The organism is Sorangium sp. So ce381 (genome assembly GCF_051473845.1).
In the GTDB taxonomy this organism is placed as follows: domain Bacteria; phylum Myxococcota_A; class Polyangia; order Polyangiales; family Polyangiaceae; genus Sorangium; species Sorangium atrum.
This window is the reverse complement of record NZ_CP150336.1, coordinates 9,305,988-9,331,889: the sequence shown is the minus strand read 5'-3', so window position 1 is coordinate 9,331,889 and position 25,902 is coordinate 9,305,988. Positions and strand designations below refer to the sequence as shown.

The 25,902-nt window shown below is 72.8% G+C and carries 21 protein-coding genes; 11 read left to right on the top strand and 10 right to left on the bottom strand.

Annotated features, from left to right (window positions below):
• Positions 1-59: 59 nt before the first annotated feature.
• Entirely contained in the window at positions 60-476 is a 417-nt protein-coding gene (locus WMF29_RS34975; RefSeq protein WP_437324441.1) for a hypothetical protein, read from the bottom strand.
• Positions 477-613: 137 nt separating this feature from the next.
• Here WMF29_RS34975 and WMF29_RS34970 point away from each other — a divergent pair, with 137 nt between their 5' ends.
• Positions 614-1,426: a hypothetical protein gene (locus WMF29_RS34970; RefSeq protein ID WP_437324440.1), complete on the top strand. Its 813-nt coding sequence runs from the start codon at positions 614-616 to the stop codon at positions 1,424-1,426.
• A gap of 138 nt (positions 1,427-1,564) precedes the next feature.
• Here WMF29_RS34970 and glyA read toward each other — a convergent pair whose 3' ends face one another.
• Together glyA and WMF29_RS34960 are read right to left on the bottom strand one after the other, a co-directional pair.
• The gene (glyA, locus tag WMF29_RS34965; RefSeq protein WP_437324439.1) at positions 1,565-2,836 is read right to left on the bottom strand and encodes a serine hydroxymethyltransferase; all 1,272 of its coding nucleotides are present in this window, start codon (positions 2,834-2,836) and stop codon (positions 1,565-1,567) included.
• Entirely contained in the window at positions 2,833-4,149 is a 1,317-nt protein-coding gene (locus WMF29_RS34960) for a dihydrolipoamide acetyltransferase family protein (RefSeq protein ID WP_437324438.1), read from the bottom strand. Before WMF29_RS34960 ends, glyA begins: the two co-directional genes overlap by 4 nt.
• A gap of 335 nt (positions 4,150-4,484) precedes the next feature.
• On the opposite strand from WMF29_RS34960, the gene WMF29_RS34955 reads away from it, so the two are divergent.
• A complete protein-coding gene (locus WMF29_RS34955) occupies positions 4,485-6,293 on the top strand; it encodes a glycosyltransferase family 39 protein (RefSeq protein ID WP_437324437.1) in 1,809 nt (602 codons plus the stop codon).
• Positions 6,294-6,350: 57 nt separating this feature from the next.
• Here the strand turns inward: WMF29_RS34955 and WMF29_RS34950 are convergent, their stop codons facing one another.
• The gene (locus tag WMF29_RS34950) at positions 6,351-8,003 is read right to left on the bottom strand and encodes a hypothetical protein (protein ID WP_437324436.1); all 1,653 of its coding nucleotides are present in this window, start codon (positions 8,001-8,003) and stop codon (positions 6,351-6,353) included.
• Between the two features lie 386 nt (positions 8,004-8,389).
• Between WMF29_RS34950 and WMF29_RS34945 the strand changes: the two genes are divergently transcribed.
• A complete protein-coding gene (locus WMF29_RS34945) occupies positions 8,390-9,436 on the top strand; it encodes a glycosyltransferase family 4 protein (RefSeq protein ID WP_437324435.1) in 1,047 nt (348 codons plus the stop codon).
• Between the two features lie 24 nt (positions 9,437-9,460).
• Here the strand turns inward: WMF29_RS34945 and WMF29_RS34940 are convergent, their stop codons facing one another.
• The 3 genes from WMF29_RS34940 to WMF29_RS34930 all read right to left on the bottom strand — a co-directional run bounded on the left by WMF29_RS34940 (position 9,461) and on the right by WMF29_RS34930 (position 13,873).
• A complete protein-coding gene (locus WMF29_RS34940) occupies positions 9,461-10,507 on the bottom strand; it encodes a hypothetical protein (RefSeq protein ID WP_437324434.1) in 1,047 nt (348 codons plus the stop codon).
• Between the two features lie 361 nt (positions 10,508-10,868).
• Positions 10,869-11,483, bottom strand: coding sequence for a TonB family protein (locus WMF29_RS34935; protein WP_437324433.1), 615 nt, complete (start codon positions 11,481-11,483; stop codon positions 10,869-10,871).
• A gap of 59 nt (positions 11,484-11,542) precedes the next feature.
• The gene (locus tag WMF29_RS34930) at positions 11,543-13,873 is read right to left on the bottom strand and encodes an ArnT family glycosyltransferase (RefSeq protein ID WP_437324432.1); all 2,331 of its coding nucleotides are present in this window, start codon (positions 13,871-13,873) and stop codon (positions 11,543-11,545) included.
• 146 nt (positions 13,874-14,019) lie between these two features.
• Here WMF29_RS34930 and WMF29_RS34925 point away from each other — a divergent pair, with 146 nt between their 5' ends.
• Positions 14,020-14,781 carry a Uma2 family endonuclease gene (locus WMF29_RS34925; protein ID WP_437324431.1) on the top strand — a complete coding sequence of 254 codons (762 nt, stop codon included), beginning with the start codon at positions 14,020-14,022 and terminating at the stop codon, positions 14,779-14,781.
• 22 nt (positions 14,782-14,803) lie between these two features.
• On the opposite strand, the gene WMF29_RS34920 is transcribed toward WMF29_RS34925, so the two are convergent.
• Positions 14,804-16,384 (bottom strand): ATP-binding protein, encoded by a 1,581-nt coding sequence (locus tag WMF29_RS34920; RefSeq protein WP_437324430.1) that lies wholly within the window; start codon positions 16,382-16,384, stop codon positions 14,804-14,806.
• Between the two features lie 412 nt (positions 16,385-16,796).
• On the opposite strand from WMF29_RS34920, the gene WMF29_RS34915 reads away from it, so the two are divergent.
• The 7 genes from WMF29_RS34915 (at position 16,797) to WMF29_RS34885 (ending at position 23,192) form a co-directional block, all read left to right on the top strand.
• Positions 16,797-18,521 (top strand): hypothetical protein, encoded by a 1,725-nt coding sequence (locus tag WMF29_RS34915; protein WP_437324429.1) that lies wholly within the window; start codon positions 16,797-16,799, stop codon positions 18,519-18,521.
• 38 nt (positions 18,522-18,559) lie between these two features.
• The gene (locus WMF29_RS34910) at positions 18,560-19,360 is read left to right on the top strand and encodes an HmuY family protein (protein ID WP_437324428.1); all 801 of its coding nucleotides are present in this window, start codon (positions 18,560-18,562) and stop codon (positions 19,358-19,360) included.
• Positions 19,342-20,988 (top strand): MXAN_6640 family putative metalloprotease, encoded by a 1,647-nt coding sequence (locus WMF29_RS34905; RefSeq protein WP_437324427.1) that lies wholly within the window; start codon positions 19,342-19,344, stop codon positions 20,986-20,988. The genes WMF29_RS34910 and WMF29_RS34905 overlap by 19 nt, the downstream gene beginning before the upstream one ends.
• 143 nt (positions 20,989-21,131) lie before the next feature.
• Entirely contained in the window at positions 21,132-21,557 is a 426-nt protein-coding gene (locus WMF29_RS34900; protein WP_437324426.1) for an STAS/SEC14 domain-containing protein, read from the top strand.
• An 84-nt stretch (positions 21,558-21,641) separates the two neighbouring features.
• Positions 21,642-22,067, top strand: a complete 426-nt coding sequence (locus tag WMF29_RS34895; protein ID WP_437324425.1) for an STAS/SEC14 domain-containing protein — start codon at positions 21,642-21,644, stop codon at positions 22,065-22,067.
• A 280-nt stretch (positions 22,068-22,347) separates the two neighbouring features.
• Positions 22,348-22,770, top strand: a complete 423-nt coding sequence (locus WMF29_RS34890) for an STAS/SEC14 domain-containing protein (protein WP_437324424.1) — start codon at positions 22,348-22,350, stop codon at positions 22,768-22,770.
• Entirely contained in the window at positions 22,767-23,192 is a 426-nt protein-coding gene (locus tag WMF29_RS34885; protein WP_437324423.1) for an STAS/SEC14 domain-containing protein, read from the top strand. Before WMF29_RS34890 ends, WMF29_RS34885 begins: the two co-directional genes overlap by 4 nt.
• 2 nt (positions 23,193-23,194) lie before the next feature.
• Here WMF29_RS34885 and WMF29_RS34880 read toward each other — a convergent pair whose 3' ends face one another.
• Positions 23,195-24,784 (bottom strand): S8 family peptidase, encoded by a 1,590-nt coding sequence (locus WMF29_RS34880; protein WP_437324422.1) that lies wholly within the window; start codon positions 24,782-24,784, stop codon positions 23,195-23,197.
• Positions 24,785-24,888: 104 nt separating this feature from the next.
• Positions 24,889-25,536: a hypothetical protein gene (locus WMF29_RS34875; protein ID WP_437324421.1), complete on the bottom strand. Its 648-nt coding sequence runs from the start codon at positions 25,534-25,536 to the stop codon at positions 24,889-24,891.
• Positions 25,537-25,902: the final 366 nt, after the last annotated feature.

Sequence of the window (25,902 nt, the reverse complement as noted above, 5' to 3'; positions counted from 1 at the left end):
CGGCGCAAGCCCGCAGGCAAGCCGGCGCGGGCGTTCACCCCCGCGCGCCGCCGCGCCGCTCAGCCGCCGGGCTCGCCCACGAACTCCCGCAGGATGCACATGCGCGCAATGAGCAGCGCCTCGGGTCGGATCGCCTGATCGAGGTACGCGGCCGAGTTCGCCTCCACCAGCGACTCGCGCAGCATTCCCTGCTCCAGGAACGTGACCGCGCGTCCGAGGTGCAGCCGCGCCCTGTCGGCCGCGATCCCCATGCCGGCGCTCGCCAGCATCTCTCGTTCCAGGAACCACTGAGCAAACTCTCCGGGACGATCGAGCTTCGCTCGGGAGCCGTGGTCGGTCATGCCGTAGGCTACCTCACTTTTTGGCCCCGGCCAGCCGCGCCTGGCCGCAATAACCCGGGAAATCATGGCAGAAACAGCATCAATCCGTCGGGTGGGCGCGATGAAAGCGAGGGCGTGCCACGTCCAAAGCGACATCCGGCGGACGGACCTGGAGCTCGGTTGAGCGGGCTTCGGGGGGCGCGCCGGGGAGCTCCCCGCGAGCCACCCGTTGCGTCGCGAGCCCGTCAGTGAGATTGAACGCGGCGTTCCGCCGGAAATTCGAGGAGGTTCTTTTGCTCCGTACGATTGGCGTCCTGCCCGCCCTGGTCCTCACCGTCGCCCTCGCTGCTGGTTGTCAACAGCGGGAGGCGTCCACGCCGCCGAGCTACGCGAACCAGCCCCCGCCCGGCTACTACCAGCAGCCCGGGTACCAGCAGCCTGGCTATCAGCAGCCCGGGTATCAGCAGCCTGGCTATCAGCAGCCCGGGTACCAGCAGCCGGGGTATCAGCAGCCCGGGTACCAGCAGCCCGCCCCGACGCAGCCTGCACCCACGCAGCCCGCCCCGACGCAGCCTGCCCCGACGACGACGCAGCCCGCCCCGACGGCGCAGCCTGGCGGCTTTCCCTGGCCGTTCCCGATCCCTGGCCAGCAGACCGGCGGGCAGCAGCCGGCCCCGAGCGGCGGGAGCAGCTCCGGCAGCGCGTCGGCGATCGATCCGAACCTCGCCTCCGCCGCGACGATCCCGCTGAACAACCTCGCTGCGACCGAGGCGCCCGGCATGACGAAGGAGGGAGGGCCGATCGCGGGGCAGTTCAGCGCCGGACAGACCCTCGAGCAGCAGATCCAGCTGATGCCCGGCAAGTGCTACACGATCGTCGGCGTCGGCGCGGGGATCACCGAGCTCGACATCAGCCTCGTCGCGCTGACCCCGATCCCGATGGGCTCCTCGGTGCTGGCGCAGGACAACTCGAGCGGCTCGAACGCCGTGCTCGGCGGTCGAGGCAACTGCTACCGCTGGTCGCTCCCCGTCGGCATCAACGCCAAGTTCATCGTGAAGGCCACCGCCGGTTCGGGCGTCGCCGCCGCGCAGCTCTACGTGAAGTGACGCTGACAGGGCGCCGAGGACGCCAGGAGATCGCTCTCCGTGGCGTCCTCGGGCTCGGCCACAAAAACGCCGAGGACGCCAGGAGATCGCTCTCCATGGCGTCCTCGGTGGCGGCGCCGTGGCTCGCCGCAGGGCCGGCTAGAGCCGGATGCCGGGCGCCGGGAAGCCGCGGCAGAGCTCCGCGACCTCGGCGGCGATGCGCGCGATGCGCGCCTCGTCGTTCACGTTCTGCGCCACCTCATCCATCCATGCCGCGAGGCGCTCCATCTCGGCGACGCCCATCCCGCGCGACGTCACCGCCGGCGTGCCGATGCGGAGCCCCGACGGGTCGAACGGCTTGCGCGGATCGAACGGGATCGAGTTGTAGTTCGCCACGATGCCCGCGCGATCGAGCGCCTGCGCGTACGGCTTGCCCGCGATCCCCTTCGGCGTCATGTCGATGAGGAGCAGGTGGTTGTCGGTCCCGCCGGTGATGAGCCGGAAGCCGCGCGACTCCAGCGCGCGCCCGAGCGCCTGCGCGTTCACCACGATCTGCTTCGCGTAGGCCCGGAACCCTTCCTCCGAGGCCTCCTTCGCCGCGACCGCGATGGCCGCGGTCGTGTGGTTGTGCGGGCCGCCCTGGAGGCCCGGGAACACCGCCTTGTCGATCGCGCTCGCGTGCTCCTTCTTGCAGAGGATCATCGCGCCGCGCGGGCCCCGGAAGGTCTTGTGCGTCGTCGACGTCACCACGTCGGCGATGCCCACCGGCGACGGGTGCACCCCCGCGGCCACGAGCCCCGCGATGTGCGCGATGTCCGCCGCCAGGATCGCCCCCACCTCGTCGGCGATCGACCGGAACGCGGCGAAGTCGAGCGTGCGCGGGTACGCCGTCGTCCCGCACCAGATGAGCTTCGGCCGGTTGGCGCGCGCCAGGTCGCGGACCTGATCCATGTCGATGCGGTGATCGCTCTCGCGAACCCCGTACGGGATGCTCTTGAAGTACTTCCCGGTGATGCTCACCGACCAGCCGTGGGTCAGGTGCCCGCCCGCGGGCAGGCCGAGGCCCATGATCGTGTCGTTCGCCTGGGCGAACGCCAGGTAGACGGCCAGGTTGGCCGGGCTGCCGGAGTAGGGCTGCACGTTCACGTGGTCGGCCCCGAACAGCTTGGCCACCCGCGTCCGCGCGAGCTCCTCGACCACGTCGACCTGCTGCTGACCCTCGTAATACCGCTTCTGCGGGTACCCCTCGGAGTACTTGTTCGTCAGCACCGAGCCCGTCGCCTCGAGCACCGCCCGAGACACGTAGTTCTCGCTCGCGATGAGCCGGAGCGTGTCCGCTTCCCGCCGCTCTTCCAGGCGGATCAGCTCGGCGATCTCCGGATCGACCTCGCCGAGCGCCCGCAGGCCCTGAATTTCGCTTGTCGCGCTCATACCTCGAACTCCCCGCGTGTGAGGATGTCGGTGACGCGCCAGAGGAACGAGTTCGCCAGCACGCCGTCGATGATGCGGTGGTCGTACGAGAGCGCGAGGAACATGACCGGATGGATCGCGATCGAGTCCTCCTTGTCCTTCGTGACCACCACGACGCGCTTCTTGATCTCCCCCATCCGGAGGATGCCCACGTTCGGCTGCGAGATGATCGCGCCGCCGAAGAGGTTCCCCTTGAGGCCGGGGTTCGAGACCGTGAAGGTCGTGTTCGCGAGATCGTCGGCCGTGATCTTGCCGGACTTCGCGCGCCCGGCCAGCTCGTCGATGCTCCTCGCGATGCCGCGCAGCGACAGCTCGTCCGCGTGCTTGATGCTCGGGACGATGAGGCCGCCGGGCGTGTCCACCGCCACGCCGAGGTTGACGTCGCGCAGCACCACGTACGAGTTCTCGAGCACTCGAGCGTTGAACTCCGGGTGCTCGCGCAGCGCGCGGACGGCCGCGGCGCAGATGAAGGACAGGAACGTGAGCGACACGCCCGCCTTCTTGAACTCGTCCTTGTGGAGGTCGCGCAGCTTCGACGTCTCGTGCAGGTCGACCTCGGCGACCGTCACCACGTGCGGCGACGTCACCTTGGAATAGACCATGTGGTCGGCGGTGATGCGGCGGCGCCGGCTGAAGGGCACCACCTTGTCGCCGGGCTTCGGGGAGTAGGGCGGCACCTTGTACGCGCCGTACCCGACGCCGGGCACCGGCGGCACGAACCCGCCGCTCGCCTGGATGAGCTGCGACAGCTCCGCGGCCGCGCTCGCCGGCTGGGCCGCCGCGCTCGGCTGAGGCGCCGGCTCGGCCGACGCGCCGTGCGCCGCGCGCATCACGTCGTCGCGCGTGATCCGGCCGTGATCGCCTGTCCCGTGCACGTCGCGCAGGTCGACGCCCGACTCGCGCGCGAGCTTCTTCGTCGACGGGCTCGTCAGGGGGCGGGCGCTCTCGTCGTGCCCGTTGCTGCCGGGCGCCGGCGCGGCGGGCCGCGCTTCGGACGGCGCCGGCGCCGGCGGCGCGCTCGCGCGCTGGGCCGTCGCCTGGGCCTCGCCCTGCGCCGTCTCGTCGATCCGACAGAGCAGACCTTCCTTGGCGACGACGGTACCCTCGGCCACCGCGATCTGCGAGACACGACCCGCGATAGGCGCCGGGATCTCCGTGTCTGCCTTGTCGGTCGCAACCTCGAGCAGCGGCTGCTCGCGCTTGACGAAATCGCCCTCGCGCACGAGCCACCTCGAGACGGTTCCTTCGACCACGCTCTCGCCGAGCTGTGGCATGCGAACTTCGACCATCGCTTCCCGCGCCTCCAACGCGCGCCGCCGTGAGCGCCCGTTTTCTCCTCTCCGGGCAAGGCGGCAGGGTCGTATACGCCGCCCGCCCTTCGAGAGCAACGACACAGTGTTCGTCCGGTGTGTATCCTTTGTGAAGGTCGCGTGCGCGTGGGCCATGTGGGGCGCGTCGGTCGCGCCGGTTGCGTCGGTTGCGTCGGTCTCGCCCACGGCGAGCCGCCTCCACCGAGGCACGCCTCCACCCAGGCGCCCGGCGCAGGGCGGCTGGAATCGGATGTCGACGCACGTAGACGCTGGCGGGCCCCAGCCGGTACAAGGGCCCCGTGCGTGACGCCGCGCCGGATGCGACCGCAGCCCCCGCCCCCCTGGCCCCCTCGAGCGAGAGCGCGCGCGAGCGCCTCGCCGCCGGGCCGCCGCGCGTCGCGGGGGCGCGGGCGATCCGGGCGGCGTCGCTCGGCGTCATCGCGTTCCTGCTGCTGCAGGTGCTGACCTACGGCTACGGCCGCGATCAGGGCATCTACGCCATGGTCGCGCGCGCGGTGCTCGACGGCGGCATGCCTTACAGGGACGCGTTCGACTTCAAGCCGCCCGGCATCTTCCTCATTTACGCGCTCGCCCGCGCCCTCTTCGGGCCCGCGCAGTGGGGCATCCGCGTCATCGAGGTCCTCGGCCTCGCCGGCATGTGCCTCGCGATGGCGTCGCTCGCCGCTCGCCTCTTCGGCGACCGGAGGATCGGGGTCGTCGCCGCCGCGCTCGCCGTGCTGGTGCACGCCCAGCTCGATTTCTGGCACACGGCGCAGCCCGAGTCGTTCGGCGGCATGCTCACCATCGCCGCGCTGCTCGTCGCCACGCCGCGCGGCCGCGACGGCGCGATCCGAGCCGCCCCGCGCGGCGCCGCGCTGGTCGTGTCGGGCGCGCTCTTCGGCGCCGCCGGCCTCCTCAAGCCGCCCCTCGCCGGGGGCGGCGTCGTGCTCGCCGTCGCGCTGGCCGCGCCCGCCCTCGCCGAGCTCGCGCGGCGCGGCTCGGAGCGGGCCGCCGTCCGGCGCCGGAGCGACGCGGGTCCGACCGCGATCCAGGGCGAGCCGGCGCGCTCTGCGGCGCCTGCGTCCGGGCCGGTCCGATCGACGGCGGCCGCGCTCCTCTGGGCGGCGCTCCGGCCCGCCTTGCTCATCGCGCTCGGCGGCGTGCTCCCCGTGCTCGCCTGCGCCGCCTGGTTCGCCCTGAGGGGCGCGCTCGGCGATCTGCGCGAGGTCCTCTTCGTCTTCACGCCGCACTACACCGCGCTCGGGTGGCGCGGAGCGAGCGTGCTCGGCATGGCGTGGTACGGCGTCTGCGAGTGGCTCGTCCACTACTCCGGCCCGCTCGCGTTCGGCCTCGCCTGCCTGGTCGCGCTGCACCCCGACCGCCACGAGCGGGCGGGCGTGGCGCTGCTCGCGGGCGTGATCGCCATGCACCTCGTCGGCGTCGTGATGCAGGCGAAGTTCTTCCCCTACCATTACGGCGCGACGTGGCCGCTCACCGCGATGCTCGCCGCGCTCGGCCTCTGGAAGGCGTGGCAGCGGTGCACGCGGTCCGGCGTGAAGGCGGCCGCGGCGGCGCTCCTCGCGGCGCTCGTCGCGACCGCCTTCGCTCGCTCCGCGACCAAGGACGTGGCCGACGACTACATCGAGCGCTGCGCCAAGCGGCTCGCGGTGCTCGCCACGGGCGCGAGGGACCAGGCGCGCCTCGATCGCCTCGCGTCGGTCGCCGACGTCAACGCCGCGGCGAACCGGGAGGTCGCCGCGTGGCTGCGCGAGCGCGTCGCGCCGGGGCGCCCCGTGTTCGTGTGGGGCTTCGAGCCGGTGATCTACGATCTCGCCGATCGCCCGCCGGCGACGCGCTACCTCTACAACGTCCCGCAGCGCGCGGCGTGGGCCCGGCAGGAGGCGCGCGACGCGCTGATGCGCGACCTCGCCGCGAGCCCGCCGGCCGCGATCGTGGTCGAGCGCCACGACGTCTTCCCCTCGGTGACCGGCGACGCGATCGACTCGCGCGACACGCTGAACGGGTTCCCCGAGCTCGCGGGGCTCATCGAGGAGCGCTACGAGCTCGCCGTGAGCATCGAGGATTTCGACGTCCACCTCGAGCGCTGAGCTCTGGAGCCAGCGCCGGGCGGCGGCGCGGCGCGGCACGCCGGTGGCGCCGCGCCTTCAGGGGCAGGGGAGGGTGTTGGGCCTGCGAGGGGTCGGCGCCGCCGCCCCGAAGCGGCGGCCGTCGCGGAGGCCGTCGGCGCAGCGCTGGATCGACTGCGTCTGCGACAGCGCGGAGGTCGCGCCCTCGCTGACCTGAACGCGCCCCGGAGCGCTGGAGATCAGCGCGTTCAAGAGCTGCGTGTCCTCCTCGGCCGCCGGTCCGTAGACCACCGCGTCGATGAGGCGCGCCGCCGTGGCCGGCGTGGACGTGGGGAACTCCGCGGGCAGCGCCTGGTACAAGGCGACCGCGTCCGGGCCGTTCTGCAGGGTGTTGGTCGAGAAGACGAGGGCGGGCGCGGGTACGACGCCGCTGTTGCCGACGAGCAGGAGGCCGCCCACGTCCGTCGTCGCGTTGAGCTCGATCGCGCGGTAGGAGCCGTCCGTGGCCCCGTTGTAGAGCACGAGCGTGTAACCGGCGAGGTTCACGTACCGCCAGCCCGCGCTGATCTCGATGAACTCGAGCACGTCACTGCTGTCCGCCGTGTCGGCGTCGATCTCGTTGATCTGGAGCTGGATCACCGTCACCGGGAACGACGTCCACCGCGCCCCCGGCCGGTTCACGACGATGTCCCCCGGGCCGATCGGCGTCTCGTTCGAGAGCGCGGGGATCGTGATCTGCGTGTCGGAGTCGACCGTGAAGGGCTGCGGCGCGAAGCCAACGGTCACCCCCGTCGCCCCGGTGAAGCCGGAGCCGGTGAGCACGAGCGCGCCGCCGACCGCGATGACCGGATAGTCGACGGACGTCACCCTGGCCGGCGCTCCGCACGCAGGGCAGGAGCTGCCGCCGCAGTCGATGCCGCCCTCGTCGCCGTTGCGCAGGCCATCCTCGCACGAGGCGGCCTGGCAGACGTAGTTGATGCACACCTCGGTCGGGCAGTCCGTGTCGACGAGGCACTGCACGCAGACCCCGGCGGGGTTGCACAGCCCGCCGTCGGCCCGCGAGCACCAGGTGCCGGTCTCGACCGGGGCGTTGATCGGCGAGCCGCCGCGGCAGGAGTCGACCGTGCACTCGCTGTGGTCGTCGCGCACGTCGCCGTCGTCGTCGACCTCCGTGACCGCGCCGTCACCGTCGCAGACGCGTTCGCGGCAGTCGCCGGCCACCTGCACCTTCACGGACGTCCCCGAGGCCACGGGCTCGGTCGTGCATCCACCGTCGGCGCACCTCGCGATCGCGCACTCGCTGTCGGGCGCGGGGCAATCGGTGTCGGCGGTGCACGGGACGCCGCCCCCGCCGCTGCCGCCGGAGCCGTCGCTGCCGCCCGCTCCGCCGCCCCCGCCGGGTCCGTCGATGCCGCCTGCTCCGCCGCCGCCACCGGCTCCTGCGTCGCCGCCATTGCCACCGTTGCCATCGACTCCGCCGGCGCCCCCGTCGCTTCCGCCGTTGCCACCGCCGGAGCCACCATCGCCACCGCCGGAGCCACCGTCGCCACCGCCGGAGCCACCGCCGCCGTCGTTGCTCCCGCCGCCGTCATTGCCGCCGGAGCCACCGATGCCGCCCCCTCCGCCCGTGCCTCCCTGTCCGCCGCCCCCTCCCGTGTCCTCATTGATGAGGCCGCGATCGGGCATCGTCGCCATCTGGCAGCCCGCGGTGGCCACCAGCGAAATGCTCAACGCGAGCGCGGATCCGTAACGATTCGATCTCGAAGTCATTGACCACCTGTGTGCAGATTGGCTGGGGCGCTCGGGCTCTCGACGGTCCCCGCGCTGCCCCGCGCGCAGGAGCGAGCGGGAGGGCGCATCCTAGACGCACGGGACGCCTGAAGAAAGCGCCGCACCGCCGCTCGTTGGTTCGGATCGCGCTGGCTTGGCGGGCGCCGCGCCGCGCTGCGCTGCGTCTGCTGCGCAGCAGCTGTCCTCGCGCGCTCCCTCGGCCGGGCAGGTGAGAGCAGCCCGCTGGCATGCTCGTTGATGGGTCCCGGTTGCGGGTATGCGCTCCGCTGCGAGCGGGGGCGAGCATGGCGCCCCGGTCGCGGCGCGGCGACCGAGGAGCAAAGAGCATGCGGATCGCGATCGTCTCCACCCCGTTCATCCGGGTGCCTCCCTCCGGGTACGGCGGGACCGAGCTGTTCTGTCACGAGCTGGCCGAGGGTCTGTCGGCGCATGGACACGAGGTCACGCTCTTCGCGACGGGAGATTCGGTGGTCACCTGCCGTCGCCGGTCCCTCTACGGGAGCCCGATCTGGCCTCCGATGCCGGAAGACGAGGTCAACCACGTCGCCTGGGCCTTCGCGGAGATCGCGCGCGAGGACGGGTTCGACGTGATCCACGTGAACAGCCCGATCGCCGTCCCGTTCACCCGCTTCGTCCGCGTCCCGGCGGTGCACACCCTGCACCACGCGCCCTGCGGCGAGAGCTCGCGCATCTACGCGCGCCACCCGGAGGTCGCGTACGTGGCGATCAGCGCGCGGCAGCGCGCCCTGGAGATCCCGCTGCCGCGCTCGTGCGTCATCCATCACGGCGTCACGCCGGCGCGTTATCCGCCGAGCCTGAGCGACGAGGGCTACCTCGCGCACCTGGGCCGCTACGCCGAGGAGAAGGGGACCCACCTGGCGCTCGACATCGCGAGGGCCGCGGGCCTGCCGATCAAGCTCGCGGGCCGCGCGCACCCCAAGGACCAGATCTATTATCTCCAGGAGGTCGTCCCGCGCCTCCGCGAGAGCGGGGTATCGGATCTCGGGGAGATGGGCCACGAACGCAAGGTCGCGTTCCTGCGCGGGGCCCGCGCCGTCCTCTGCCCGCTCCAGTGGGAGGAGCCGTTCGGGCTGATCGCCATCGAGGCCATGCTCTGCGGCACCCCGGTGCTCGGCTTTCGCCGCGGCTCCTTCCCCGAGATCGTCGACGAGGGCGTCACCGGCTACCTGGCGCCGCCGGGCGACCTGTCGCGCCTCGCCGCGCTCGCCGCGGGCCTGGCCCGCTTCGATCGCGCCGCCTGCGCGCGCCGCGCGCGCGAGCGCTTCAGCAGCGCCGTGATGGTGGGCAAATACGAGGAGCTCTACCGGACCGTGACCGGCCCGCGGCGCGCCGAGGGCTCCCGGGCCGCGTGATCGATGCGCGGGAGATCGAGGGGCTCAGTTGACCTGGGGTGGGATGGCCACCTGGCACTCGTTGGCTGGCGTCATCCATTTGATGGCGTTCAGCCAGAAGCGCTCGACCTGATACTCGGGATGATCGACCCACTCGGTGTTGTAGGTGATCCACTCGTCGCCCCAGACCAGGACATGGCCATTGCCGATCTCCAGCGCCTTCAGCACGTCGTAGCCGTCGCCGGTCGCCAGCGTGGTGCCCTCGCCGACCACCGGGTAGCCGGTGTCCACGCCGACAGCCTCGATCCCGTCGAGCACCGGATGCCCTCCGCTCCACTCCGTGATGGGGACCGTGGCGCCGCCTCGCCTCGGGAGGATCTGCTCTTCGTCGTAGCTGACGCCGAGCGGAGCGAGCAGCGTGTTGACGTTCGCGCGCTCCCTGGTCTGGCCGTACCCGATCAACGTCATGAGGCCGCCGCCCTTCGAGAGCCAGTCGCGGAGCGCCTCGACCTCGGCGTCCGAGTACGTGCGCCCGATGTCGCTCACGTCCTGGATGACGATGACCTGGTGCTTCGCGAGCTCCTCCGCGGTGAGCTCGGCGTCGTTCAGGCCGACGGCACCGTTGATGCTGCGCTGGTTCAGCCAGGACTCGAAGACGTCGCCGTCGCCCCACCGGCCTGGTTTGCCCAGCGTGGCGATGCGGAGGCAGTCGCAGACGCCGTCGCCGCCGACGTCGACGTCGTCGACGATGCCATTGCCGTCGTTGTCCAGGCCATCGCAGGTGTCCTCGTTGCTGGGCGCGCCGCTCCCCGAGCTGCTGTTGCCGCTGCCGGCGCCCGTGGTCAAGCCGCCGAAGTCGTCTCCGCCGGTGCCCGCGGCCACGCCGCCGACGTCGTCTCCGCCGGTGCCCGCGCTGCCCGCGCTGCCCGTGCTCCCCGAGCTCCCTGTCGTGCCGCCGCTGTCCCCGGCGTTGCTGGGGCCGTCGTCGCTGGAGCACGCGGCCGCTTGCAGCGCCGCGCCGATGCAGGCGACGCGCAGCAGATGTCCGAGCGGAACCCGACCGAAGGACGACAGGCGAGATCTCGATTTCATGGCTCTCTCCAAGAGGTCAAGCGTTGATGGCGGCGGACCCTGGCGAGCCGCCGAAAGCACCAGAGCGAGGCTTCATCATGTCTTCCGGGCGGGGCTTTGCGCAACGCGAAATAGCGGTTCTCATGACAGACACTTTGGTCGGCAGTGTGTGCCATGGCCTCTCGGTGTGACGTCGCACCGTGAAGCATTGTAAATTTCAAGCCCGACGCGGCCTTCGAGAGGGCTCGCGCCCAGGACCTCGTCGTCCAGGCTCATTCATGGTCGCGCGTCTCCGGCAGGCCCCCGCCCGGGGGGCCGGGCAGCTCAGCGAGACCTCACGCCCGGCCAGGAAGAACCTGGCCTCGCGCGGCAAGGGCTCCCCTCAGGGTTGCACGAGCTCGACGCCGCTGAACTCGATGGGAAAGGTGATGACGGTCGTCACCCCGCCTTGCGGCGTGGGGAACTGCATCTTCTCGAACGTATCGGCCACGCAGCGATCGACCTGCTGATTCTTCGCGGTCGACCTCACCACGTCGGCCTTGTTCACCTTGCCGGTCGGGCCGATGGTCGCCTTGACGGTCACCTTCCCCGTGAACTTCGGCGAGCTCTTGACGCCGATCTTGTAGCACTCGTCGAACATCTCGCCGTGCTTCTCCACGACGTCGCGGACCTGCGCTTCGGAGATGTTGCCCCCCAGCGTGCCGGTCGCGGTGGCCTGGCCGGGCCTCACGTTGCCGTCCGGCCTCGCGGTGGCCGGCGGCGGCGGGGCCGCCGGCGTGGCCGCCGCGGGGGCCTGCGCGTCCGGCGGGGGCGCCGCGGGCTTCGGCTCCGGGGGGGCCGAGGTCTCCGGCTCCGGGGACGTCGAGCCGGTCGGCCCCTCCGACGCGGGCTGCGCCGGCGACGCGGGCTGCGCCGGCGACTGGGCGGCTGGCGCTGGTGCGCCGCAGCCCGCGGCGAGCGCGAGGATCAGAACCAACCCTGTTCGGCGAGAGCTCATGCCCGAAGGTAAAACCGGAACGCGGGGCCTTGTCCACGGGGATAGCGGGGCGCGCCCGCTCATCGCAGCCGCAGGACCTCGACCTCCGACGCGCCGCCGCGATCCACGAGCTTCGGCGCGCGGCCGCGCTCGCGCGCCGTCAGGGACGCCCAGAACACCTCCGTCCCTGGCCGCTTCCGGATCGGCACCGGATCGGCATAGAGGAAGCCTGCCCTCCAGCGCTGCGGCGAGATCGCCGTCGGCAGTCCGACCTCGCGGACGACCGGGTCCGCCATCGTCGTGGACAGCGGGGCGCGCTCGACGACCCGGGAGCGCACCGCGAGCACCACGTCGCTCGCCGCCGGGCCCCCCGCGCGCACGAAGATCGTGAGGAGCGAGCGGGCGCCCTCGTGGAACGTCGTCCCGAGCAGCTCCGTGCCGTCGTCGAACCGCGCCCCGATCGGCGCGAGCGCGGCGCTGATCTCCCCGAAAATCGCCGCCGCGCGCGCGCCGTCGCCTGCGGCCAGCGCCATGTTGTGCGCGATCCGCTTCTGCTCCAGCGTCTCGGGCGGCGCGGCCGGCGGCTCCGCCGGCTGTCCGAAGTGCGTGCGGAGCTCCCACGTGAGGAACGGATCCGGCACGATCTCGCGCTCGGGCTCGGTGCCCGAGACGAGGTACCAGGCGAGGAGCCCCGGCTCTCGCTCGCGGAACGAGAACGCCTCGATGCCGCTCGCCGGGGAGGTGCGCGCCCCGTCGCCCGCGCCGAGCGCCCAGAACGGGCCCACCGCCGTCACGGCGAAGCGCTGCGCGAGGCTCGCCTGATCCCGATCGAGCATGAACCGCGCGTCCACGAGGTAGGCGCCGCGCGGCGGGGCTTCCTTCGGCGGGGGTCGGTTGGGCGCCACGACGCGCCCGCCGAGCGCCCAGACCTGGGCCCAGGTGGCCTTCATGCTCTCGTGCATCGCGACGGGCGCGTCGGTCGTCGTCCCGGGCAGCCTCGGCGCGAGCCATCGCAGGAACGCCGTCTTCGCCCCGTCGGAGTCGATGAGGTGCCCCCGCTCGTTGAAGCGCCCGCCTGTCTCGCGCGCATAGCGCAGCGCCGGGACCCCGTCGCGCAGGATGGCGGCGAGCGGCACGAGCCACAGCGCGAGCGCCGCGAGCGCCGGCCCGCCTGACGGCGCGTCGAGCGCCGGCCCGCCTGGCGGCGCGTCGAGCGCCGGCCCGACCGACGGCGTCGCGATCCGGGCGGCTCGCCGCGCGGCGGCGGCGCGCTCCAGGAGCAACGCGCCCGTGTCGACGAGGGCGGCGGCGGCGAGGGCGAAATAGGCCGCGAAGTAGTGCGGCCAGAAGATGTGGATGTCGGCGCCTTGCCGGAAGACGACGTACTGCACCGTCGCGGTCGCGAGGTAGAGCAGCGGCAGCGCGTCGTGCTCGCGCCGGAGCAGGGCGAGCCGCGCCGCGCAGACGATCGCGGCGAGCTTTCCGGCGGCGATGGCGATCGGCGTGAACGAGAGCTCGAGCCAGTACCGCCGGCTCTCGAGCACCTTGCTGAGCGGCTCGGCGTTCCCCGAGGAGCGGAGCCCGTAGCTCGTCAGGAGGTCGCCGAGCTTGCCGGCCTGCTGGAAGAGGGCCAGGTAGAGCGCGGCCGTCAGCGCGGCGATCGAGGCGGTGAGCACCCACCACGCGGCGTAGCGCCGCTCGGGGAGCGGGCCGAAGACGCGCCTCGGGAGCAGGTAGGCCCGGATCGCGCCGAACGCGAGCAGCCCGCCCGTGAGCACGAACGCGGGCCAGTCGGCGTGCATCCCGAGCGCGAGCCCGAGCGCGCTCACCGCGAGGTAGCGGCGCCTGGACGTCTGTAACAGGCGGACGTAGCCGAAGAGCCCGAGCAGCGTCCAGGCCATGACCGGGACCTCGAGCGCGTTGAAGTTCGCGAACGACAGCGTGATCGGCAGGACGACGAACGCCGCCGCCGCGGCGGCCCCTGCGGCGGGGCGGTAGATGCTCCGGCCGAGGGCGTAGAGCAGGGGCGGCGTCGCGGCGCTCAGCAGGACGGCGGGCAGGCGGCAGACGACGTCGTGCCGCCCGAGGACCTTCATGAACGCGGCCGTCGTCCAGAAGATCCCCCACGGGTGATGGCAGTAGTACATCCCGGGCGCCGGCCGGCTCGCTGTGTACTCCCAGACGGGTCCGGGGATCTTCCAGCGGAGCATGTTCTCCGCGATGATCCCGACGCTCGCCGACGACGCGTAATGTCCGGCGAGGACGGGGCCGAACATCTCCCACGCCGCCGCGAGCGCGAACCACGCCGTGGCGAGCGCGGTGACGGCGAGCGCCGCGCGGGCCTCGCGGCGGGACGCGGCGGGGAGGCCGCGCAGGTCGGTCGGATGGGGGGCGAGGCGCAGGGGCAGCAACGTGGGCGCAGCCTATCGCGTCGGCGGCGTCGCGCGGGCAGGTGCAGCGCCGAGGAGCGGGCCCCGCGCGCCGCAGCGGCGCGGGTCGATGCGCGCGTCGCAGCGGCGCGGGTCGATGCGCGAGCCCCGGTCGGGTAGGATGGGGCATGTCGACCGAGGCGCACAGGCAGGTCCATCGGCGGGCGCACCGTGACGGCAAGGAGCGTGATCCGACGTTCTATCCGGTGGAGAAGAAGATGGGGGAGGACTCCCTTCAGACGTGGATCGTGGAGCTCCTCCGTCCTCTCATCGAGCGCTGGTACGAGGCGCTCGGTCGGCCGAGGTTCGTGGGGGCGGACCAGTTCATCTATTATCGGCAGTTCGATCCTTCCAAGGTCGTGGCCCCGGACGTGTACGTGCTGCCTGGCGTGCCGCCGGGCCGGCGCGTGCGGAGCTGGAAGGTGTGGGAGACGGGCATCGCCCCGAGCTTCGCGCTCGAGGTCGTCTCGTCCGACGAGCCCTACAAGGACTACGTGGACGCGCCCGAGCGCTACCGGGAGCTCGGGGTGAAGGAGCTCGTGATCTTCGATCCCGACTGGGAGCGGGGCCGCGATCGGGTGCGGTGGCAGCGCTACCGGAGGCTGAAGACGCGCGGCTTCGTCCGGGTGGAGACGACGAACGTCGACCGGATCCACGCGCGCGTGCTCGGCTGCTGGCTGCGGGTGATCGGCGCCGGCGAGGAGGCGCGCCTCCGGCTGGCCACGGGGCCCGAGGGCGAGGAGCTCTTCCCGACCGCCGCGGAGGCGGAGCGCGCGGCGAAGGAGGCGGAGCGCGCGGCGAAGGAGGCTGCGCTGGAGCGCGTGGCGGCGCTCGAGGCCCAGATCGCGAGCGCCGCGGGGGCGAGGGGCAAGGGACCCGGGGCGCCGTGAGCTTCGCGCGGCCCGCGGCCGTTCAGGCCCGGAGCAGCGTCACCTGCCGGCCCGACGGCGTCCGGGCCTCCTCGAGCCGCGTCCGCGCCTCGACGTCGCCCGCCGCGGCGCGGCGGTCGAACAGCACGAGCACGCCCTCGTCGAGGCCGAGCTGGGCGAGGTAGCCGTCGAGCTGCGCGAGCCCCTTCGGCGTGGGATCCTTCTCTCCCTCGCGCCAGACCTTGAGCTCCAGCGCCGCGCGCTGCACGGCGCGTGACCCGTCCGGCGCGCGGTAGGGCCACCGGACCAGGAGGTCGATCCTCCCCCGGCCGAGGCCGTACTCCCGCTCGAACAGCCCGCCGCCGTTCACCACCCGCTGCAGGAAGGCCATCAGCACGAGCTGCGGCGCGACCTCGTGGTAGCCGAGGTTGCCGGAGAGCGCCTCGCCGTGCTCCCTCCAGAAGGCGGCGAACTCCCGGAGCAGGCGCGCGACGTCGAGCTGGCCGTCGGGCAGCACGAAGCTCCTCGGCTCGGCCAGGATGACGGGCTCCACGTCGCCGGCGAGCACGCGGGCGATGACCTCGCGGTAGATCGGGTTCGCGATGCGCGCGGGGTTGCCCGGCGCGATCAGCCCGAGATCGCGGGCGTACTGGAGATCGTCCTGGTAGGCGTCGCCGACGATCGCGAGCGTGCCCGAGAGGATGGGCTCGAGCACGCGACGGACGCGCGGCTCGTGCAGGCGGGCGACGAGCGAGTCGAGGTGGGTGGCGCGCGCCAGGATGAGGCGCTCCTTGGCCGTCTCGACGTGCGCCGTGGTGATCGGCTCGCTCGCGGGCACCGCGAGCTCCTCCACGATCTCGCGGGCGAGCGCGTTGACGAGCCACGGCTGCCCGGCCGTGAGCGCGATGGCCCGCTCGACCGCTTCTTCAGCAAAGACCTGGCCGGTGTCGGCCGTGTGTTGGGCGTAGAGCTCGCGCACCTCGCCGGGGTCGAAATCGCCGAGCTTGAGGGACTTCAGCTTGACGTTGAACGGGCTGGCCGTGCCGAGGCGACCCGGGTCGCCGCCGCTCACCGCCTTGTACTCGCGCACGTCGCGCAGCCCGCAGAGCGCCACCGCGGCCGGAAAGTCGGCGGGGCGATCGGGAAAGCCGGCGCGCAGCTGGCGCAGCACGCTGAGGAGGCTCTGGCCTCGCAGGGCGTCGATCTCGTCGAAGAGCAGCGCCAGCGGCCGCGGGCAGGCGCGGGCCCAGGCGCGCAGCGCGATCTCGACGCGGTTGCCCTCCGGGGCGTCGGGGAAGGCAGGCGGATGCAGCGCCGGGGGAAGGGTGAGCTCGGCGCGCGCCCGGAGCGAGCTGAGCAGGATGCGCTCGGCCGCGCCGTAGTCGTCGCCTGCCGCCTCACCCGCCTCGCAGGAGAAGTGCAGCGCCGCCCAGCGGCCGGAGGCGGTGAGCTGATCGGCGAGCGCGCGGAGCGCCGTGGTCTTCCCCGTTTGTCGTGGCGCATGGACCACGAAGTAGGCGCCTTGCTCCACCAGGCCGGGCGCCTCGGGCAGGCGCCGCTCGGCCGGGATCATGTAGTGCAAATCGGGGCGGCAGGGGCCGGCCGTGTTGAAGCGGCGTGCCATGCGCGCAGCTTGCGTCCCGGAGCCGGGTGGCCGCAAGGGCCGCGCGGCGGGGTTGGCGTGACGGCGCTGGCGTCGCCGAGGTGGAGCCGGCATATCGCGACCTCTGCGCGCAGGCATCCGAGGCCCTCGGACCGGTTGCAGATCGACCGAACCCCCTCGGGGAGGGGGAGCCAGCACATCGCGACCTCTCCAGGTGGGCATCCGAGGCCCCACGTTCGGTTGCAGATCGACCGAACCCCCCTCGGAGGGGGAGCCGGTACATCGCGACCTCTCGCGGCGGACATCCGAGGCCCCATTGTCGGTTGCAGATCGACCGAACCCCCCTCGGGAGGGGGAGCCGGCACATCGCGACCTCTCCAGGAGGGCCTCCTGGGGCCTCGGTTCGGTTCCGAGATGATAGCTTCCCGCCACCTTGGGTACCCCGTCCCCTCCGGCGGAGCCTCTGGCGGCGCCCGCTCCCGAGCGCCGCGCGCTCTCCGGCCTGCTCCGCCGCGGCGCGAGCTCCGCGGTCCGAGCGCTCTCCGGCCTGCTCCGCCGCGGCGCGTGTCGACCGCGTGTCGACCGCGCGCCGCTCAGCGCGGCGCTCGCCCTCGTCGTCGTCGCCGCGTCCGTCTATGTGATCGCCGTCCCGCTCGCGGTCGTCCGCTATCCGCCGATGACCGATCTCCCGTTCCACGCGGCCGAGACGGCGGCGTTCAGGCACTACCTCGACCCGGCGTGGCACTTCCGCGAGCAGTTCACGCTCCAGCCGCTCGCCGTCCCGTACATGTCCATGTACGCGCTGGGTGCCCTGCTGATGCTCGTCCTCCCTCCCGTGGCCGCGGTGAAGGTCGCGGCGGCGGCGATGCTCGCGCTCCTGCCCGCGGGCCTCGCCGTCCTCTTTCACGGCCTGAAGCGGAGCCCGCTCCTCGGCGTCCTCGGCCTGCTCCTCGTCTGGTGCAACCTCACCCACTGGGGCTTCCTCAATCACATGGGCGCGCTCGGCCTCTTCGCGATGGTCGTCGGCCTGACGCTCCTGCTCCTCGATCGCCCCTCACGCGGCCGGCAGATCGCGCTCGCGCTCGCGCTCGTCGCCCTGTTCTTCACGCACATCTTCCGCTTCCCGTTCGCGCTCGCCGCCGTCGTCGGCACGGCGATCGTCGTCTTCCCGGCGACGCGGCGGCTCCGCCCCATCGCGCTCCCGCTCGCGCCCTCGCTGGCCCTCTTCGCGGCGTGGCTCGCGGTCCGGACCGACACGCTGCACGCGGCGCCCATCACGCCCGCGCTCCACTGGGAGCGGCTCCGCGAGATCCCATCGCTCCTCTTCACGAGCTTCACCGATCCCGCCGAGGCGGTGGCCGCCGGCCGGGCAGCGCGCTTCGTGCTCGCCGCGCTGCTCGTATGCGCCGCCGGCGCCGCCGCGCGGCTCGCCGGCGCCGGCGCCGACGCGGCGCCCTCACCCGCGACGGACGCGCCGCAGCGGTCCTTCGCGCGCCTCGCCGCCCTCGTTCCGGTCGCCTGCGCGGCCGTGTTCCTGGGCCTGTTCCTGACCCTGCCGCTCCAGATCGGCCTCTGGTGGTACGTCTACCCGCGCGAGATCGTCGCCGCGCTGTTCCTGGCCCTCGGCGCCTTCCCGGACCTGCCGCGATCGCCCTGGCTCAAGGTGCCGGCCGTGCTCGCGCTCTCGGCCGCCGCGCTCTCCCTCGGCGCCGTGGTCCGCGACAACTACCGCCGATTCGACCAGAGCACGCGGGACTTCGACGCCATCATCGCCCGCATCCCGCAGGCGCCGAGGCTGCTCTACCTCGTCTTCGATCACGGCGGCTCGACCCGGACGACGACGCCGTTCATCCATCTCCCCGCCTGGGTGCAGGCCACGCGAGGCGGCTGGCTCAGCTTCCACTTCGCCGTCTGGGACGCCTCGCCCGTCGCCTACAGGCCCCGCGAGGAGCCGGACGCCGTCGTCCCGCCGCCCACGCCGCTCCGGTGGGAGTGGACGCCTTCGATATTCGACGTCCGCCGCCACGGCGCCTTCTTCGACTGGTTCCTCGTCCGCCGGCGAGCGGGCGCGAATCACCTCTTCGCGAACGACCCGAGCATCGTCGCCGTCGACCACGTCGGAGACTGGTGGCTCTACCAGCGCAGCCGAGCGCCCTAGCGGCACGCCGGCTCCGACTTTGGGTTACCATGTCGCCAATGGGCTCCTCGACTGCGTCTCCCCTCGTCGCCGCCAGCCTCGCCTTCCTTGCCCTGTGCGCGTGCGGCTCCGACGACCCGATCGACCCTGGCGGCGCGGGAGGCGGCGGCGAGGGGGGCAGCGGTCCCGCCGGGCCCGTCTGCTCGGAGCCCACGCCGGTGCCCTGCGAGGACGAGGTCTTCCAGCAGATGAACCTCCAGGACACCGTGGCAGCAGGGGAGATCCTCAACGAGCAGGACGGCGCCGGCATCCGCTCCCTCGTCGACGCCACCGCGGGCGGCCCCTTCGCTTCCGATCCCGACGCCTACGTCTATGCCCGGTTCACGGACGCCGGCCTCGAGAAGGTCGAGATCTCCGACGAGGCGTCGCTCCAGTCCATGGACTGGGACATCGCCTTCCGGCGCTACATCGTGCGCATCAACAGCGGCCACTCCGGGCCGTCCTGCGTCACGGCGGCGCGGCTCCCGGGCACCCCGGACTACGATGGGATCACCGAGGCGCCCGGCGAGCTGAGGCTCCGCAGCGACGAGTATTTCACCGAGAGCTGCGAGCTCATCCCCGACGGCTCCGGGCTGGACTCCCCGGCGACGGCGCTCTCCGGCTACTGGACCTACCCCGGGTGCGTGAAGATGACCGGCCTCGTCTACGTGCTCCGGCTCGCCGACGGCCGGAGCCTCAAGCTGACCGTCACGCACTTCTACAACGAGCAGACGCAGGCGCAGTGCCAGGAGACCGGGATGGTCCCGATGGAGGACACCGGCTCCGCCAACTTCCAGGTCCGGTGGGCGTTCCTGCCGTGACGCGGACCGCCGGCGCGGTGCCCGCGCGGCGCAGCGGCCTGGCCTGCGCCGCGGCCCCGTGGCGCAGCGGCCTGGCCTGCGCGGCGGCCATGCTCACGGCCGTGCTCGCGGGCTGCGGCGCGGACGACACCGCGGCGCCGCCGCTCGACGGCCCCGCCGCGGCGCCGCTCGATCGGCCCGACTCGCGCGGCACGAGCCTCCAGTTCCGGTTCGATCCGGACGACGTCGTCGAGACCTTCGCGTCGGCGTCCGGGAGCTTCCTGGTCCATTTCGCGCGCGAGGGGCGCTGCGCGGTGCCCGCCGAGGACGACGACGCGACGGGCGTCCCCGACTTCGTCGAGGAGGTCGCGGCCGTCTACGACGAGGTGATCGCCCACTACCGAGACGTCCTCGGCTTCCGGCCGCCGAGGAGCGACGAGGACCTGCCCGACAACGGCGGCGACGGCCGCTTCGACGTCTACCTCGTCGACTTCGCCGGCGTCGGCGACGGCGTGTTCCGCGTCGACGCCTGCGCCGAGGACGCCGGGGACCGCTGCGCCGGCTTCATGACCCAGGAGAACGACTACAGCGGCTACGGCTATCCGTCGACGCTGACGGCGAACCGGATCCTCGGGAGCCACGAGCTCTTCCACGCGGTGCAGGCGGCCTACGACCACGGCCAGGACACGCTGATCACGGAGGGGACCGCGGTCTGGGCGACCGAGTCGTTCGACCCCTCGCTGAAGGACTTCGAGGGCTTCGTCGACGGCTACCTCGCGAACACGGATCGGTCGCTCGACGTGCCCTTCACCGGCCCTGTGGACCCCTTCAGCTACGGGAGCGCGCTCTTCTTCCAGTTCCTCGAGGAGCGCTTCGGAGACGGCACGGTTCGCGCGCTCTGGGAGCGCCTCGAGGACGGCGCGCTCGGCGAGGCGGATCCGGTGTGGTTCGAGCAGCTCGACCCCTTGCTCTCGTCGCAGGCGCAGACGACGTTCGCCGAGGCGTTCGTGGAGTTCGCCGCCTGGAACCTGCTCACCGGATCCGCCGCGGATCCCGGGCGCTCCTACGCCGCCGGGTCCGGCTACCGCGGGCTCGCCCCGGAGGAGGTCGCGGCGCCGTACGCGGACGGGCTGCGCGTCTTCCATGCGTCGGCGCAGTACTTCAGCGTCCCCCCCGGCGGGCGCGCGACCATGACGGCCGCGCTCGCGGCGCCCGCGGACGATCCGGCGCAGCTCTCCGGCCTCGCGCTGCTGCTCGCGGCGCGGCGCGGCCGCGTGTACGGCGAAGTGGTGCGCGCCGGCGACGTCACCTCCGGCGAGGCGCTCGTCGACACGGCGGGCGCCGACGACCTCGCCGTGATCGTGGTGAACGGCCTTCAAGAAGGCGAATCGCGCAAGCCGACGCTGTGCATCGGCACGCCGGACGAGGTCGCCGCGTGCCGGGCCGATGCGGAGGCCACCGGCGGCGATGGCGGTGGCGGCGGCGCCGGCGGCGAGGCGCCTGCCGAGGGGGCAGCGGGCGTCGACGACGGCGGGTGCGGCTGCCGCGTCGTGGCGCCGGCCGCCGCGCCCTCGAGCTCCGCCGCGGCCTTCGGCTGCGCGCTGGGCGCCTCGCTGCTCGCGGCGGTCGCGCGCCGGCGCAGGCGCTGAGCGGGGGCTTGCGCGCCGGGCGACGCGCGGAGCGGCGGCGCGCGGAGCGGTGCTCTGTGAGGCGCGTCACCCGGCGAGCGCTCTCCCGCGCCGGCCCGCGAGCGCTCGTCTTGCGGTGAGCCGAATGCGCTAGCCTGCGGGAGATGAGCGAGCCCCGTTCCGAGGACGCATGCCCTTTCCTCCGCGAGGACGCCGACGGCATTCTTTGTTTCGCCATCGAGGGCGATATCTCGGAGGAGATCGCGCGCTCTCTCTGCGCCGTGTTCAGGCGCGTGGCGGACAGCGGCCGCGAGGTCTTCGTGCTCTCCGACTCCCGCCGCGTCGGGACCGTGACGGCGGCGGCGCGCAGCGCGCTGGCGGAAGAGCTGCGCGGCGTGCGCTTCAGCGGGGTCGCGGTCTTCGGGGCGAGCTTCTCCCTGCGCGTCGTGACCACGCTCGCCTCGAGGAGCGTGCAATTCTTCACGGGCGAGGTCTATCCGCTGGCGTTCTTCGACACGGAGGACGAGGCGCGCGCGTGGCTGCTCGCCCAGCGAGACGCGCTCCGGGCCACGCAGCGGCAGGGCGCATAACGCCGCCGCCCTCCGGGGCGCGCGCCATCGGCGCAGCGCCGGCGCGCGGGGCGGGCGTCGCGGGGATGGGCTACCATGCCCGACATGAGCGATCCCCGTCCGGCGGGCGCGCGCTTCGAGCTCCGCGAAGAGCCCGATGGCCTCCTGGTCATCGCGACCGACGGCGATGTCCTGGAGGACAACGCGCGCGCGCTCGTGGACGCCTTCCAGCGCCTGACGGACAGCGGCCGCGACGTCCTGGTGCTCGCCGACGCGCGCCGCTGCGGGGCGGTCACGCCGGCGGCGCGCAAGGTGTACCTGGATGGGATGCGCTCGGCGCGCCTCGATGGGATCGCGGTCTTCGGGGCGAGCTTCTCCATCCGCGTCATGGCGACGCTCATCATGAAGAGCATCAACCTGCTCACAAAGCGGTTCCCTCTGCTCGTGTTCTTCGAGACGGAAGCCGAAGCGCGCGCGTGGCTCCTCGCGCAGCGGGGAGCGCACCGGGCCGGGCGGCGAACCCAGGCGTGACATCACCCCCCGCGGCGCGCCCGCGGGGGCAGGATGTGCGTCTTCTTCGCAGGGTCCATGTCCGATGTTCCACGCGTCGCCGCGGCGCGCCAGCGTCTCCCCGGCGGGCGCGCGAGCCGTGACGGACGCGCTCGCGCGGCGCGCGGATGATCCGGCGCATGCGCGGGCCCTGAACGGCGACCCACGCGCTCGATCGGCCGCTTCGCCGGTCGTCGCGCGGGTGCCGTCCGTGATCGCGCGAACGTCGTACCGCCGCGCAAACGAGCTACCGTGGAACGCCATGAGCGACCCCCGCATCGACGACGCAAGCCAGGCCCTCCGCGAGGACGCCGACGGGATCCTGTGCACCGCCATCGAGGGCGACATCTCGGACGACACGGCGCGCGCGATCTCCGCCGCGTGCAGGCGCCTGTCGGAGGGCGGCCGCGCGGTCCTCGTGCTCTCCGATGCGCGCCGCCTCGGGACCATCTCGGCGTCGGCGCGCAAGGTGATGGCGGAGGAGCTCCGCGGCGTGCGCTTCGACGCGATCGCGCTGTTCGGCGCGAGCTTCGCCGTGCGCGTCGTCTCGACGCTCGCCGCGAAGAGCGTGCAGATCCTGTCGAGGCAATCCTATCCGGTCGAGTTCTTCGAGACCGAAGGCGAGGCGCGCGCATGGCTGCTCGCCCAGCGGGATGCGCTCCGGGCCGCGCGACGGGGCGCATGAGCGATCCCCGACCGGAGGGCGCGCGCCTCGACCTCCGCGAAGAGCCCGACGGCGTCTTGTTCATCACGGTCGTGGGCGATATTTCGGAGCAGATGGCGCGCACGATCACCGCGGCGTGCCAGCGCCTGAGGGACAGCGGCCGCGACGTCCTGGTGCTCTCCGATGCGCGCGGCAACGGGGCGATCTCACCTCCGGCGCGCAAGGCGTTCGCGGAAGGGCTGAGCTCGGCGCGCCTCGACGCGGTCGCGCTCTTCGGAGCGAGCTTCTCCCTCCGCGTCATCGGGACGCTCATCTTCAAGAGCATGAACCTCCTCGCGCAGCGCTCGCACTCCATCGCGTTCTTCGACACGGAAGGCGAGGCGCGCGCGTGGCTCCTCGCGCAGCGGGACGCGCTCCGGGCCGGGCGGCAGCCCGGAGCCTGAGGTCACCCTCCGCGGCGCGCGCGGGACGCGCCGCGCCGGCGCGCCGCCGCGGCCAGGCCGAGGAGCGCCGCCGCGAGGCCTCGCCGCTCGCCCGAGCCCGCGCCGGCCGAGGCGCACGCGCAGCCGGCGTGCTGGTCGTCGGCGCCCTCGCCGCCTCCTGCCAGCGGCGGCGGCTCGTCCCCGAGCACCTCCGTGAGCGCCGCGACAGGGTCGATGATCCCGTGCCCGAAGATGGGATCGTGCCCGCTCTCGTCGGGTACCGCGTACGGCGCCAGCCGCGCCGTCCGGATCATGACGTCGTAGAGCTCGCCCGCGGTCCGCTCGGGCGCGGCGCTCACGAGCAGCCCCGCGACGCCGGCGGCGACAGGGCACGCCGACGAGGTGCCGCCGAACCGAGAGGTGTAGTCGCTCGCGTCGTCCCCCTCGCTCCCGGCGATATCGGTGCTCAGCGTCCCCGTGGGCGCGACGAGATCGAGGGAGCTCCCGCGGTTCGTGAACGACGTCGCGTCTTCCAGGTGGTTGACGGCGCCCACGGTAAGGACGCCCCGCACGGCCTGGAGCTCGTCGTCGAGGATCTCCCGGTCGTCGTTGCCGGCGGCGAACAGGACGAGCGCCCCCTTCCCGTTGCGCCCGGCGTCGAAGAGGCGGTTGATCGCGGCCTCGACCACCCTGGGGACGGGCATCGGATCGGCGTACCCCCAGCTGTTCGACACGACGGCGGCGTTCACCTGCAGCGCGAACTCGAAGGCGTCGACCGAGGCGGAGATCGGCCGCGGCTCGTCGTCGAGCAGCCGCACGCACCGCAGCCTGCAGGCGGGGCAGCCGCCCGCGATGCCCACGCCGTTGTCGGTGTCGGCGGCGATCAGGCCCGCGCAGGCCGTCCCGTGGTTCACGCTCTGCCCGCCCGGCTGGTAGGTGGGGTCGTCGTCGCCGTCGATGACGTCCAGGCCTGGATCCATCTTCGCGGCGAGGTCCGGGTGATCGAGGTCGCAGCCGGTGTCGATGACGACGATGGAGGTGGCCGCGTCCCCCTGCGTGCGCCCCCAGGCCTCCTGCATCCGGAGGTCGTCGAAGTACCACTGGTCGGGCAGGCGCGGGTCGTCCGGCGCGAACGGCGCGCCGTGCGCCTTGAGGCGCACGTGGAGGTCCGGGATCGCCTCGCGCACGAAGGCCGGCCGCGCCGCGCCCTGGAGGCGCTGGGCGAGGTCGAGGCCATCGCCGCCGCCGGTGTCCCTGACGAGCCACAGCCCGATCGAGGGCATCAGCGGCCTCACCACCTCCACGCCTGCGGCGCCGAGCGCGCCCTCGGCGCCCGGCTCGACCTCCACGATCGCGGTCGCGCCGACGCTGGCCTGGACCGTCCGGCCGCCTGGATAGCGGAGCCGCACCGGCGCGAGCGCGCGCGGCGTCGAGGACGCGCCCAGCGCGGCCGGCCCGAGCCGCTCGACGTCGACGCGGCGCCCGCCGTCCATGAACCATGCGTCGCTCGCCTGCTCGCGCACGGCCGCGCGCGGGCTGGCGAGGCCGTCGCCCGCCATGGCGGCGAGGAGGAGCGCCGCCGAGGAGAGCACCGCCGTCGGCTTGCGTCTCATGGCCCTCCTGGATCTACCGGACCGCTCGGCGCCCTACCAGCGCCGAGCTCGGTTCTACCGGACCGCGCGGCGCTCGGTCTACCGGAGACCGCGCCGCGCTGGGGCTAGCCCTTCCCCGGGCCCCGGATCACCATCGACACGAGCTGATCCCTCATCTTCGAGAGCTCGTCCCGCACCGCTCCGTCGTCGGGGAGCGACGTGAGACGCAGCGTGACGCGCTCCAGGAACTGCTGCCTCGCCCTCTCGAAGCCCGGCACCTGCTGGTCGTGCAGCGCGCAGGTCACCAGCTCGTGATCGAGCAGCCGCCAGAAGAACTTGCCGTCGACGGTCGTGGCGCCGAGCCTCCCGGTGAAGCCGACCACCGCCCGCGCTCCCCCGTCGAGGAGCCTGTCGAACAGCGGCCCGTTCGCGGTCTCACCACAGCAGAAATAGAGCACGCGACCGCGCGCCCAGAGCTCGATCTCCTGCGCAGGGCTCTCGTGCGAGAGCAGGATGCCGTCGGGCGACTCGTCGTCCACAACGCAGCTCGTCTTGCCGTGGGACGACACCACGATCGCCCGGAATGGATTGCCGGTGCTTTCGGCGCGCGCGATCTGGCGGAGTATCCTCCTCCGCTCCGCGCTGGCGCGTCCGAACGGTACGATGGAGAACTGCTCTCCCATACGCCCGTAGAGCTGCGTGCGTCCGGCCGCGAACCACGCGCTGTCCGGATCGAAGGATGTGTCAATCGAGAGTACAGGTCGAGCCGTCATCCTACCTCCGTCGAAGATCCCCGGTGAGCGTCGGGCATCGCTCGCTCGCGCGCCAGACTGCGCCCGCTGCGCCGAGCAGCTGGCGTACGGCATCAGGCCCTGCCCATCGGCTTCTTCGCACCATGCTCTCTTCCCGCGGCCATTCCGGACCACCGCCACGAGACTCGCAGCAGGCTAGAATAACGACCGTAGGAAAACTCCTACTAGAAAAATCGCATTCGCTCCGACGAATTTCTCAGGTTTCGTTGACTTGTATGGTGGCGCTGGCGCCTGCATGCGGCTCAGGTTTTTACGTCCGGCTTCAGCACGCGCGTGTTGCGTGAGGGTATCGTTTCTAACAGCCGTCGCTCATCGCTCAGTTGCGTG